The sequence below is a fragment of the Parasutterella secunda genome, from assembly GCF_024733725.1.
GTDB classification, from domain to species: Bacteria; Pseudomonadota; Gammaproteobacteria; order Burkholderiales; family Burkholderiaceae_F; genus Aphodousia; species Aphodousia faecalis.
The window spans coordinates 106,451-119,376 of sequence record NZ_JANRHP010000006.1 but is presented as its reverse complement, the minus strand read 5'-3'; the positions used below and the strand labels follow the sequence as shown (position 1 = coordinate 119,376).

The 12,926-nt window shown below is 47.7% G+C and carries 9 protein-coding genes; 4 read left to right on the top strand and 5 right to left on the bottom strand.

From position 1 onward, the window contains the following. Positions 1-124: 124 nt before the first annotated feature. The 3 genes from NW199_RS07205 to NW199_RS07195 form a co-directional block, all read right to left on the bottom strand. Positions 125-286 carry a DUF6198 family protein gene (locus NW199_RS07205; protein ID WP_258334107.1) on the bottom strand — a complete coding sequence of 54 codons (162 nt, stop codon included), beginning with the start codon at positions 284-286 and terminating at the stop codon, positions 125-127. 119 nt (positions 287-405) lie between these two features. Beyond that, a complete protein-coding gene (gene smc, locus NW199_RS07200; protein ID WP_258334106.1) occupies positions 406-3,933 on the bottom strand; it encodes a chromosome segregation protein SMC in 3,528 nt (1,175 codons plus the stop codon). Between the two features lie 109 nt (positions 3,934-4,042). Beyond that, positions 4,043-4,747, bottom strand: a complete 705-nt coding sequence (locus NW199_RS07195) for a trimeric intracellular cation channel family protein (RefSeq protein WP_022472483.1) — start codon at positions 4,745-4,747, stop codon at positions 4,043-4,045. A gap of 414 nt (positions 4,748-5,161) precedes the next feature. On the opposite strand from NW199_RS07195, the gene dcuC reads away from it, so the two are divergent. The 3 genes from dcuC (at position 5,162) to NW199_RS07180 (ending at position 9,211) form a co-directional block, all read left to right on the top strand. Beyond that, entirely contained in the window at positions 5,162-6,433 is a 1,272-nt protein-coding gene (gene dcuC, locus NW199_RS07190) for a C4-dicarboxylate transporter DcuC (RefSeq protein ID WP_022472482.1), read from the top strand. A gap of 29 nt (positions 6,434-6,462) precedes the next feature. Beyond that, the gene (locus NW199_RS07185; RefSeq protein ID WP_258334105.1) at positions 6,463-7,656 is read left to right on the top strand and encodes a porin; all 1,194 of its coding nucleotides are present in this window, start codon (positions 6,463-6,465) and stop codon (positions 7,654-7,656) included. Between the two features lie 73 nt (positions 7,657-7,729). Further along, the gene (locus tag NW199_RS07180) at positions 7,730-9,211 is read left to right on the top strand and encodes a lyase family protein (protein WP_258334104.1); all 1,482 of its coding nucleotides are present in this window, start codon (positions 7,730-7,732) and stop codon (positions 9,209-9,211) included. A 211-nt stretch (positions 9,212-9,422) separates the two neighbouring features. Here NW199_RS07180 and NW199_RS07175 read toward each other — a convergent pair whose 3' ends face one another. Both NW199_RS07175 and NW199_RS07170 read right to left on the bottom strand, forming a co-directional pair. Then, positions 9,423-10,301: a LysR family transcriptional regulator gene (locus tag NW199_RS07175; protein ID WP_022472479.1), complete on the bottom strand. Its 879-nt coding sequence runs from the start codon at positions 10,299-10,301 to the stop codon at positions 9,423-9,425. Between the two features lie 8 nt (positions 10,302-10,309). After that, the gene (locus NW199_RS07170; RefSeq protein WP_022472478.1) at positions 10,310-11,266 is read right to left on the bottom strand and encodes a LysR family transcriptional regulator; all 957 of its coding nucleotides are present in this window, start codon (positions 11,264-11,266) and stop codon (positions 10,310-10,312) included. 227 nt (positions 11,267-11,493) lie between these two features. Here NW199_RS07170 and NW199_RS07165 point away from each other — a divergent pair, with 227 nt between their 5' ends. Next, a complete protein-coding gene (locus NW199_RS07165) occupies positions 11,494-12,897 on the top strand; it encodes an amidohydrolase family protein (protein ID WP_258334103.1) in 1,404 nt (467 codons plus the stop codon). Positions 12,898-12,926 lie beyond the last annotated feature (29 nt).

The window sequence follows — 12,926 nt, the reverse complement described above, 5'->3', positions numbered from 1 at the left end:
CACTCACACGAATGGGAAGCTCAATGATAAAGGTTGGGCTAGTCATGGGACTGAATTTTACTTCAACGACCAAGGTCGTTGCACGAATTCCTCCCCTTGTTAAAACAAGGGGCTTCCTTCGTGATTATTCTGTGAGAAACACAAAAAAGCCCATGGAAAAGTCCGTCATGTGATTGAGCACATAGGCAACTGAACTCACCGTGCCCGTCCCCAACCCGGCATTGGTCACCGTGGCAATTCCTAAAGACAAAATCGACAAACCGAAAAAGAAAATCAAAAATCTCACAAACATCGTCCGTTTCCCCAAAAAACAAAAACACTCCCCCAATCCCAAAGATCAGGGAATTTTGAGCACAAAAAGGAATGTTGAAAACGGCGAAGTTTTAACGCCGTTTATCGATTGCCTCAGCTGACGCGAGGCTTTTGAGCGTATTGGCTTGCCTCAGCAATATCCACGCTCACCACACGCGAAACACCGGGCTCTTTCATCGTCACCCCAATCAACTGATTGGTGTGCTCCATGGTCACCCGGTGGTGGGTAATCATCATAAATTGAGTGTTTTCACTCATAGCGCCGACAAGTCTTGAAAGCCGTTCTTGGTTGGCTTCGTCAAGAGGAGCGTCAATTTCATCGAGCAGACAGAATGGCGCCGGATTAAGGGTAAAGAAAGCAAACACCAAAGCTGTAGCCGTCAGTGTCAACTCGCCGCCCGAGAGTTGGCGGATAGAGTGATTGTGTTTGCCGGGAGGATTGGCAAACATTTCAATACCGGCTTCAAGCGCATCGTCGCTTGTCATTTCCAAACGGGCATGACCGCCATTGAATAATTGCGTGAACTTTTGGTTAAAGGCCTCATTGACACGATTAAACGTATCGAGCAATAGCGTCCGCGTTTCGTGGTCAATTTTCTTAATCGCCGCCTCAATCGTGGCAATTGCCTGTTCAAGATCAGCCACTTCCCGGTCAATGCGCTCAACTTCAGCTTGCTGCGTTTTTAATTGTTCGAGGGCGGCATGATTGACCGCGCCCAATTGAGCCATTGATTGAGCAATACGCTCGACTTCCTGACGAAGAGCATTCAGTTTTGGCCGCTCCGTTTCATAACGCGTTCTTAACGCTTCTTCATCAAAATTAAATTCTTCCAAGCGGCTTCGCACCGTACCGTACTCAACTTCATGTTGACCACGTTTGGCAATCAAGTCACCCATGCGATTTTGTTCACGGCGCTTCGCTTCTTCAAAACTGTCTAATGACTTCTCACTCTCAGCCACTTGAGCTTCCACGCCACTCAGTTCAGTCTTCGATTGTTCAACAGCAACCAGTGCGGCTTCACGTTTTTGCAAAAGTTCCTGCAGCCCCGCTTTTTCACTGTCTTCATCCAATTCTTCAAGTGAAGCGCTGACCGTTTCAATCTTTTCTTTAAGTTCCGTTTGCTCGTTTTGCGCCAAAAGCTGAGCACGCTGAGCTTCTGCAATACGCTCTGAGAGATTTTTCAGAGCTAATTCAATTTCTCTTTGCGTGTAGGCAAAGACGTTAAATTCCTGCTCCGCACGACGGGATTCTTCACGCGCGGCCTCCCAAGAAAGGCGGGCGTCTTCGGATTTTTGCTGACGAGTCGCCACTTCTTCATCGAGAACACTGAAGCGCTCATCGGCCTCTTCAATTGCCGCCGTGGTTTCTTCAAGTTGTGCCTGAGCTTCTTCGATCCACTCACCAAGCTCCGCACTTCTGTTTTGGTAGGCCTCAATGGCTGCCGTCAGTCTTGTTAACTCAAGAGCCAGTTCACTTTCTCTGGCACGAACCGTTTCAAAATGCGTATTGGCACTTTGAAGGCGTTCACTCATCTGAGAAACCTTTAGATGGGCTTCTCCCATTTGTTGGTGCAATTGTTCTAATTCACGGCGAAGCGCTTCGCTTTCTTCTTCAAGCGTGTTGATTTCAGCCCTTCGTGACAATAAACCGGTCGAATCATCCGCCCAGAAATTCACGCTCACTTTATCGATCATATGACCTTGTGGGGTCACAAAGTGACAACCCGGCGGCAATAGGTCAACTTTACTCACCGCTTCTTTAACGTTCTCGGCAACAAAGTAATGAGACAGCCAACGGGTAAGCGCCGCGCGAGTCTCTTCGTTATGACGGTCAAAACTGACTTTCTCAATAAGTCCAGTCAGACCGAGCGGTGCAGACTGCTCTTCGGTCTTAAGCAGCGTCGAATAGAAGGTCAGTTTGGCAGGAGGCGGCGCCATTTCAAAAGCGGCAGCCATGGAAAGATTGCTGATACCGAGGGCATTGACTCGCTCGCGCAAAACGGCTTCGAGCGCCCTGGCCCAACCGGCTTGAGGCTGCAATTTTTCGAATAGGCGCGTCAAAGACGATAAACCTTGGCGTTCAAGCCAATCGGAAAGCTTATCGCCCGTCAGACTTTTTTCTTCCAATTCTTTGAGCGTGGTCAATTTCGCTGTGATCGCCGCCAGTCGCTGCTCTTTCTCGTGAATTGCACTCTGAGAGCCGGTCAGTCCCTCACGAGCCTCTTCAAGCAGGGCTTGAGCATCTTCGCGTTCTAGTTTAAGCGCCTCACTGTCTTCTTTGACAATTGAAAGCTCTTCCTTTAACGCATTGAAGCGATCCATATCGGGCGCTTCCGTCTGGGCAGCTTCGCGCTTGAATTTTTCAAGTCGAAGCGTTAACTCTTCTTTGGTCTTCGATAGCCTTGCTAATTCAAGCGACAGATTTCTCGACTCATTTTCAATTCGCTGAGACTCTTTCTGCAGCGCTTCAAAAGCAAGCTCCTTTTGATGAGCCAGCTCTTCAGCAGCAAATTTCTTTTCTTCCAAAGCCGCTTCGCGTTCATTGGCCGTCGCTACGAGTTCTTCTTTTTCCTCGCGTTCAGCGCTTAACGCGTGAATCTTTTCGCCTTGAGCCGAGACTTCACGACCGCGTGCCTCAAGCATTGAACGATAACTTTCAAGCTGCGTTTTCATGAGCGCCCGTCGCTCGACAATGGAACGAATATTGCCTTCAACGGCGGAAATTTGTTTATCCACTTCCGCTAAAGCCTGCGTTTTCCCGAGCACTGTGATATTGGCATCGTTGAGCTTGGAGCGAAGTTGTTGGAGATTTTGACGGAGACGATTCAATTCAGAATCATTCTTACCGACTTCTGCTTGGGCGGCCGACACTTGGGCGTTAATGCGGTCGATGGCATTTTTAGCCTCAACCATCTGGGTAAACCACCAAAGCGATTCCTGTGCTTCACGTTTGGCGTTAAGTTGTTGGTACTCTTCAGCAACCCGAGCTTCTTCTTCTAGCCTTTTTAAAGACTCCCGGCGCGTAACCTGCAGGTCACTGACGCGCTCCAAATTGGCCCGTGTACTGGCTAATTTGGACTCGGCCTCTTTGCGGCGTTTCTTATATTTGGAGACACCCGCAGCCTCTTCAAGATATTCACGCCGTTTTTCGGGCGAGTCTTTGGCAAATTCCGTCACCATGCCTTGACTGATAATGGCGTAAGAATTGGCGCCAAGACCGGTTCCCATGAAGAGATCCCGAACATCGGTGGCACGTACTTGCTGATTATTGATCAGGTAGGAACTCGTATTGTCACGCGTTAAAACACGCTTGACGGAAATATCCACATAAGATCCCCAGGGTCCTTGAAGCGCGCCATCGCTGTTATCAAAAACCAGTTCAACCATGGCGCGGCCGGCGGGCTTTCGGTTGTCTGAACCCGCAAAAATCAATTCGCTCATGCTCTTGCAGCGCAAATCACTGGCCTTACCTTCACCCAAGGCCCAGCGCACAGCTTCAATCACATTGGATTTGCCGCAGCCGTTCGGCCCCACGATCCCAACAATGGATGAGGGCACTTCAATGACAGTGAGATCAGCGAACGATTTAAAACCGCTGATACGAATTTGGCGCAAACGCACGAACTATTTCCTACCTAAAAAGGAATTTGATTTTAAAAACAAAAAGAGCGTCCTGTCCAGACGCCCGGTAGGCCGCCTATTGTGCGGCCTCCGAAAAAACAAACCAATACTACTGTTGGCGGCGGTCGCGGTCAGTCTCTGGAGACGGATCCTCATGGATGAACTCGTCATGATAGGCGATGCGCCACGAGCGGTAATAGCACCACATGCGGAAAAAACAGATAAAAAGCGATCCAACCCAAATACTCAGCGTATTGTCAAAGCCCAACTCAATCATCGCAATGTAGAGCCAGCAACCGGCAAATGCAACGGAACCATAGGGCTGATGGTCATAAATAAGAGAAGGCTTGATATTTAAGAAGGTATCACGGCAAAGACCGCCGAAAACACCGGTGGCCACACCGCAGAGAACCGCGGGCAAATAAGGCACGCCAAGATTGACACCGTGACTGGTACCAACAGCGGAGAAAAAGCCCAAACCGATGGCATCACTCCAAACAAACACATCATAGGAAAGATGCTTTTTGTAGAAGCGGAAAATCATCGGTGTAAAGATAGTAATGAGCAAAACCAACCAAACCAATTCTTGATTAGCGATCCAGTACATTGGGCGACGGTCAATCAGCAAGTCGCGGACAATCCCACCGCCAAAAGCTGTCGAGAAGGCCAAAACAAAAATGCCAACCGGGTCACACTTCATGCGAATACCGATAAGAACGCCCGCAAAAGCAAAGGCCACAATACCGATCACGTCGGTCAGATACAAAAGGTCTACTTTGTTGTAGAACGCCTCAAGAGTCGCAGCGATATCCATAGCTAGTAATCTAATTCGTTGAGCTCATTGGAAAATTTTCGACATTGTAAGGAAATTTACTTAATGGTTCAATTGGGAAAAAACAGCATCGGTCGAAAACCGTTCAAAAGCAAATAGGTAAATTTGCTTAGTGCCGCATTAATACTGACTTAGGGTTTTCACTTGCACATTGAAAAATTGTCAACTTGTTTTAGTTTACTTTGCAATATTGAAAGGACCCTAGGGATTCTCGTTTCTTTTCGATTTTTCAGTAATTATTTTCATAGCCCTTTGTTGAACACTCATTGAATTGACATTTTTGCAACCTATATTTGACTTTATTGCCTTTTAAACATTTTCTTATTTCTCAATAATGCCAATCTCGAAGGACTAAAAGCAGTCCACTCTCTAACTGTTCTTCGAGGAGTTCACAAAATGACTATACAAATTTGGTGCGCTGTCGCCGTGATCGTCTTGACGATCTACGCGCTTGTCAAGCGCATTGAAACACGCATGGTCTTATTTCTTGCCGGTTTGGTTATGTGCCTGATCGCCGGATCCCCGGTCGCTCCCTTTAAAGCTTTTATTAAAGGAATGACCAATCCGACATTGGTACCGGCCATCTGTTCGGCCATGGGTTTTGCCGCCGTGGTGACGGCTTCCAAGTGTGACCTTCACTTGGTGAAGGCTTTGGCTACCCCCCTGCGCAGCCTCGGTGCATTGCTCATCCCCGTGTGCACCATCATCACGTTTCTGATTAATATCGCCATCATGTCGGCTGCCGGTACGGCTGCCACGGTGGGCGCCACCTTCATCCCCCTTCTGATTCGCGCCGGTATCCGTCCGGCCGGTGCCGCAGCGGCTGTGGCCGGTGGCACGATGTGCGGTCTGCTGCTTAACCCCGGTTGCGCACACGACATCTACATCGCTCAGATGGCCAAGATGGAATTGATGGATTTCATCGGCTGGGGCGCCCCGTACATTGTCGGCTTATTCTTGGTTTCTGCTGTCGGTCTTGCACTGGTCTGCATCTTTAAGTATCACGACCATCAAATGACGCCTGAAGAAATGGCCACTTTTGAAGCCGCCGAAGCAACAGAATTCAAAGTCAACCCCTTAAAAGCCATTGCACCGATTATCCCGATGGGTATTTTGATCGTGAGCGCCATTTGGTTCCCGAAAGCTGGCGTTGACGTGGTGATGTCCATGATCATCGGTGTGATCTTCATCTGCTTGATCACCTTGAAGACCCCGGGTGAATTCTCCAAGGCTTTCTTTAAAGGTTTGGGCTCCGGCTACGCTCAAGTGATCGGTTTGATCATTGCTGCCGGCGTTTTCGTTGCCGGTCTTCAAGCCACCGGTGCCGTTCCCGCCTTCATCGAATTTCTCAAACACAGTAACGATATCGCCCGCTGGGGTGCCTCTATCGGTCCGTTCTTGATGGCCGCAGGTACTGGTTCCGGCGAAGCCGCCATTTGGGCCTTTAACCAAGCCGTTACGCCGTCTGCCGCTTCCTTCGGTATGACTAGCGAAGGCTTGGGTCTGTTGGCCGCCTTGGCCGGTCAGTTCGGTCGTACGGCAAGCCCCTTGGCCGGTGCTGTCATTATCGTGGCTGGCGTTGCTCGTGTCTCGCCCATTGAAGTGGCTAAACGCACTTGGGCCGGGATGTTTGCTGCCGTCATCGTTTCTGCTCTGATTTTGGTTTAACTCTCTCTAACGTTAAAAAGGTAACGATCATGAAAAAAAGTTTACTTTGCGCCGCCGTCGCTTTGGCTTGCTCCCCTGCATTTGCCGCTGACGTTCAATTGTTCGGCTTCTTTGACCAAGGTGTTGCGTTCTTAAGCGAAAATTTAGCTAGCACTATGGGCGGTCCGGTTGGTGGTAAAAATACTGTTGAACTTGCCAACGCTAACGAAAAAGTTGCGATGCAAGGCCGCAAAAACCAAGTGTCCTTGGGTACTGGCAACGTGAGCACCTGGGGTATCAAGTTGACGGAACAGTTAAACGATGATGTATCCGTTGGCATCCACTTGGAAAACGGCTACTTGCCCGACAGTGGCGAATTCTATATGGACAATGTCCTCTTTGAACGTGAATCCTCGATCGCCATTAATTCCAAGACCTACGGTCAAATCAAATTCGGCCGTATGCCCGCTATGCTCACGGGTTCCGGTACCACTGGTATCTTCAATAGCCGTGTCAATCCGTTCGGTGCCGGCTGGGGCAACATGACGGGTGGTTGGAAGTTCGTCGGTACCTTGGCAACGGCTCGTCATAACAACATGATCAACTACAAATCACCGACCTTCAACGGTGTGACCTTCCACGCTCAAACTTCTTTCGGCGATGACTACACCCATAAAACAACCGGCGAAACCGGCGAAGAAGGCAGCTCCAAAGTCAATCACTACAGTGCATTAGGCGTCACAGTCCAAGGCGATAAGTACTTCTTGGCTGCCGGCGTTGACTACTTGAAGATGGGTAGCGTTCAAGGCGCAGTCACTGATGACACCATCAAGGCCATCATTGGCGGTCACTACGATTTCGGTTCGTTCAAGGGTTATGCCACTGTTCAATACATGGACAATATCGAATACATCGGTGGTTACTCAACGAAGGAATATGCTCCGAGAATTAAAGATCAAGGCAATACCAAAGGCTTTGACGCCTGGGCTGTGTCTCTCGGTGCTGACACCAAGGTTTGGGGCGGCACGGCCAAGTTCTCCGTGGGTTACGCTCAAGCTGAAAACCAAAACTTGGATGACAACAAAGACTTAGTTCGTATGAACGTTGGTGTTGGTTACATCTATCCGCTTTCCAAACGTACATCCATCTACGGTATCGGCGGCTACTTCTGGGAAGATGCTGACTATAACGAAGATAAGATCTACGCAAGCGAAGTCATCGTTGGTTTGATGCACCGCTTCTAATATTTAGTAAGGTAGTAGAAAGCCGGGGGCGGTTGAGCCCGCCCCCAATTTTATTGTTAAGGTAAAAGAAAAAATGTTGGGTGTCACTTTAACGGCTGCAGAAAATACGCAATCCTTGCAGGCTTTGGAAAATTTAAAAAAGCACGATACGACTTATTGGCTCTTTCGAATCAATGAAGCCAGCATCATTGGCAATATCGGTAAGGGACTTTTGGACAAAAAGTTGGGAATAACGATCCGCGACACGTTATGTGCGATGGAATACGATGCTGACAACGGTCGTTGGATTCGTCCTGAGCTCTATATCACTTTTGAACCCGAACTGCTCAAACGTTGCGGCGTTCAGGCTAGTGTTCTTCATGTCGGCCGCTCCAGCCAGGATATTTTGGCCACAACAAATTTCGCCCAAATGCGCGAAGCGCTTTTAGCCATTGCTGATTCCACAGTTGATTTGGTCAAGACCTTCTGCAATAAAGCTGATCAGTATTGGGACACAATTGTTCCTTTCTACACAAACGGCGTGCAAGCGCAGCCAGGGCGCTACAGTCATTACCTTTTTGCACAAGCCATCTCCTGGGGCAGAGAATTAGATCGCCTCTTTGAGTGCCTCAACCGCTATAACCGCTCTCCCATGGGTAGCGGCGTATTAAACGGATCCCCCTGGTCACTCGATCAAGACTATACGGCTAAAGTTCTGGGCTTTAACTGCGTTGCTGAAAACGCTTTCGAAGCCAATCAATTAGCCAGTAACGACTTTCCGCTTGAAGCCAGTCAGGTTATCCAAGCGATGATGATCAAGATCACCAACTTCCTTCAGGACTTCATGGTTCAATACGCTCAACCGCGTCCTTGGATTCAATTGGTGAAAGCCGGAAGCACTTATATTTCAAGTGCTATGCCGCAGAAACGCAATCCGGGTCTGATTAATAACTGCAGACGCAACGCGGCTGTTGTTATTTCCGAATCGCAGAACGTCTTACTTCGCATCCATAACCTCAATGAAGGGATGCCTGATGCCAGAGACAACGAAATCAATCTTGAATGGCTCTGCGATGCACTTAACGTGATCGAAACCTTTAAAGGTATTGTGGACGGTATGCAGGTAAGCCGTGAACGTGCATTGGAAGAACTTGATCAAGACTGGACTTGCACACAAAACATTGCCGATATGATGATGCTCAAAGCTGGAGTCCCCTTCCGCTTAGGCCATCATTTCGCGAGCCACTTGGTTACTTGGGCTCGTGCAAACAATAAGACACCCTCAAACGTTACCTATGCTGAAATTTGTAAGCAATGGGAAATTTTCAAAACCAAAGGTGAAGGCGTTGAAGGCAATTTCCCGCTTCCAGAAGTTGAACTGAGGGCTGCCATGGATCCGGCCGGAATTGTTGAAGCTCGAGTAAGTTTCGGCGGTCCCCAAGAAAGTGACATGCAACGCCAAAAGGCAAACTTGGAAACCTGGATTCAAGAACACGAAAATCAAACGGAAAAAATTCGCGCTCAAATCGCCGAAGGTCTTCAAAAACTTTCAGATGATTTAAAAGCACTGGTTTAATTCGCTAAAAGTCTTTTGCTTCTAACTTGGCCGAACCTTATCATCGGGTTCGGCCTCTTTTTTAACATCTCTGCCAAAATCGCATATTATCTATTCAAAATATTCGCTTTTCAGATGGATTGCAATTTATTAACATTCAGATGGGTGAAAAATTTCGCCCAGTTTCCTTTATTTTTTCGACCGCTTTCGTTGCCCGAATAGCGGTCTTTTTTTAGACCGGCGGATTAGAAAATAAAATCTTCGGCATATAGGTGATGAACGCTTTAATGGCCGGCGATGTCGGAATATCTTTCGTCACTAAATAAATTCTTCGCCAGGCTGCAGGCTCCAGTGATCGGTTTTCCAAGCCAAACGGATTGATTGTTCGGCTCAATTGGGGCAAAAGACTAATCCCCAAACCTGATGCTATCAGGGATTCAATAGCATAACTGCTCACCGTTTTAAACTTCACAACGACGTTATTTCTCGAGTCAGAAAAAAAGTCTTTCACTTCGCGGCACCAGCCTTGCTCATTTAAAACCAAAGGATAATGACCTAGCATTTCCACCGGTACTTTGTCATAGTGAGAAAGTTCATGGCCTTTGGGAAAAACCACTTTAATTTCATCCATGAGCAAAAGCTGTGCATTGAACGATGGATCAAAAGGGGCCACCATCACACCAACATCCACTCTGTCTTCATTGAGCCAATTTTCGATTGCCTCTGTGTTGCCAATGGATAACTCAAAACGAATGGCGGGAAAAAGCTTGTGAAAAGCTGGCAAAACCTTCGGCATCCAGACTTGGGCACTCGCGTGAATAAGACCGATCCGAATAGTCCCTATTTTTAAACCTGTCATCTCATCGAGCACACCTTCTAGCCGCACCTCTTCTGCGCATACTGAACGGATATAGGGCACAAGGGCCCATCCCGATGAAGTCAGGGTCACACCTGATTTTCTACGGTTTAGAAGCGTCACGCCCCATTGTTCTTCCAAGTCATTGACCATTCGACTGACAGCCGACTGTGTACAAAAAAGCTTTTTTGCGGCCGCCGTAAAGCTTCCTGTTTCAACCGCAGTCAAAAATGCTCTGTATTTACTTAAAGTCATGATCGCTTTTAGAGAAGTCCTGCTGACGTAATTTCTTTTCTTAATTTGGTAAAAGTCTCTCTTTGCCTTTCAACCAACCACTCAACAAAAGTGATAATACGGCGGCACTGTAAAGAGTCTTCCTGTGCATAGGTGAAACACTCTTTTGTTGGAACGTGCCAACCGCTTAAAACGGGCTCCAGCGTCCCTTCAATGATTTCCTTGTAGGTGTGGTACAAACTCATGTCCACCGCGACGCCGGCTCCTAAAAATAGTGCATTTTTCAGAGCCAACACCGAATGAAACGCAATGGTATTTTTCCATTTAAGCGGCAGTCTTTGACCGTCCTTGACGAGGAAATTAGCCGGAGACCTTAGTGCCGAACTGTACGTTAGACCAATATGCCTTTCACAGTCATCCGGATAGCGAGGCATTCCGTGACGCCTTAAATAGTTCGGCGACGCACAGGGAATAAAAGGCATGTCACCGACGTACCAACCGCGCACACCGGGCACTTCATTTTCCTGATAACTTAAGATCACATCAACGCTTTTACCCTCGCTATCGATGAATCCCTTCGGAGGCGGAGCCATCAATTCCACCAAATCAAATTCAATATCCGGATAAATCTGCTGAAATTTCACCATCAACGGCGCCACTTCCAAAGCGCCGATCCCCCCATAGGTGGCCACTCGAATCATGCCGCTCATTTCATCAATATCAGTGCGAAGCTTACTCATCATCCGGGTATGCTCTTCAATGAGATGCTGGGCCTGTTCAAAAGCCACCTGCCCCATGGTGGTCAACGTAACCGGTCGGGTATTTCGGTAAAAAAGCTCAAACCCCAAATCTCTTTCCAACGCTTTAATCACACGACTTGCTGTACTGGGTTCGATATTTAAATGATCACAAGCCGCGTTCACACTCCCCGCCTTAACCGTCTCAACCATTAAACGCCAAGCATTTAGGTCCATTTCGCGTCCCATTTTTTATCTCCGTATTTTCACTAATAACTTGTCAAATTTTCAGCATGCTATTGCATTAGTTGATTATGAACCAACCGTATCTATTGAATTGAAGCGATGATATAAATATTTCAAAGTACTTGATATTGATAAATTATCAAGATCGTCTTTACTTTTTTGCCTTTTCTTCAATCAAAAACCAACCGATAATCATCCCCTATCAATAAAAGAAATTTTGGAGAAAAACAATGTGGGATTATTTAATTAAAGGCGTGCGCACCATTGATCCAAAAAATCATATTGACGATGATTGGGATATTGCCATTGAAAATGGGAAAGTCGCTGAAGTCGCCCCTGACCTTCCGGTAGGCAATGCCCGACAGACGAGTGAATTCAACGCGATGATTGCTCAGCCCGGCATCATTGACTCACACCTGCATCTGGGAATCAATCCTTATGGCTTTAAGATGGAAGCCCTAGCGGGCGTAACCACTTGTCTGGACATGGCAGGTGAAACCGACTTTATTCTCGAAAACAGCCGCAAGGACGGCTGTGGAATTAACTTTGCCATTCTGCAGGCTCTGTTACCGGGGAAAAATATCGCCTCCAACGATCCCAGTGCCGATGAAATCAATGCCTTTATCGATAAAGTACTCGCAAGCGGCGCCTATGGTGTGAAAATTTTAGGCGGACATTTTCCGCTTACACCTGAAGCTAGCGCCAGAGTCGTTGAGATCTGCAACCAACGCAATGTTTACGTTGCTTGGCATGCCGGCACAACAACCGATGGCTCCAATATCAATGGCATGCGTCAAGCCGTTGAATTAGCCGCCGATAATTTCCTTCATTTGGCTCACATCAACGCCTACTGTCGCGGTGCCATTAAGCCTGTCGAAGAAGAAACGCTCGAAGCGATTAATCTTTTAAAGAATCACCCCAATATTGTCTCTGAAAGCTATCTGTCTGCTCGAAATGGAACCAAATTAAACGTTGATCAAAACGGCATTCCCTTATCCGGTGTTACCCGAAATTGCTTGAAACGTTTCGGCTTTTCCGTTGACACAAAAGGCATTGAAGAAGCAATTAAACAAGGTTATTTAAGCGTCATCTTGGAAGAAAACGGTTTATCGACCCTTGCCGATCGAAAAGACTCGTTGGAACTATTCCGTCAAAGCCATGGCGATGTAAGCGCTTCATTTGACAGAGTGAACCCCTTCTTACCCCGGGCGTGGATTGCCAGCGCCAAACGAGACAACGGCCAATTTGTTGTGGATGCCATTTCCTCCGATGGCGGCTGCATTCCGCGCAATGTTATTTTGGAATCTGGCATCAGTCTCATTAAATTAGGGGCTCTGAGTGCATCGGAATTTGCCGCCAAGACTTCACAGATTCCCGCTCAGATGTTGTCTCTTGTCAATAAGGGCCATCTAAGCACCGGGGCCGATGCTGACATTACCGTTTACGATCCTGTCACTCAAAAAGCAGTCGCGACATTTGTCGGCGGCACGCCCGTTATGCTCAATGGGAAAGTCATTTGTAAAGAGGGATGCGTGATTGCGCATCCGAACTCAGAAGCGTTTTTAACGCAAGGAAATTTTGCGCATCAATGCGTGGAGGCTAATCTATCATTACTCAAGCAACTGCATGCTTGATCTCAATAGAACGATTCCAGCTCATTGCT

Excerpts from the sequence above, each read along its gene's own strand:
- dcuC (WP_022472482.1), top strand. The coding sequence starts at position 5,162 with ATGACTATACAAATTTGGTGCGCTGTCGCCGTGATCGTCTTGACGATC.
- NW199_RS07185 (WP_258334105.1), top strand. The coding sequence starts at position 6,463 with ATGAAAAAAAGTTTACTTTGCGCCGCCGTCGCTTTGGCTTGCTCCCCT.
- NW199_RS07175 (WP_022472479.1), bottom strand. The coding sequence starts at position 10,301 with ATGACTTTAAGTAAATACAGAGCATTTTTGACTGCGGTTGAAACAGGA.
- NW199_RS07180 (WP_258334104.1), top strand. The coding sequence starts at position 7,730 with ATGTTGGGTGTCACTTTAACGGCTGCAGAAAATACGCAATCCTTGCAG.
- NW199_RS07165 (WP_258334103.1), top strand. The coding sequence starts at position 11,494 with ATGTGGGATTATTTAATTAAAGGCGTGCGCACCATTGATCCAAAAAAT.
- NW199_RS07170 (WP_022472478.1), bottom strand. The coding sequence starts at position 11,266 with ATGGGACGCGAAATGGACCTAAATGCTTGGCGTTTAATGGTTGAGACG.
- NW199_RS07195 (WP_022472483.1), bottom strand. The coding sequence starts at position 4,747 with ATGGATATCGCTGCGACTCTTGAGGCGTTCTACAACAAAGTAGACCTT.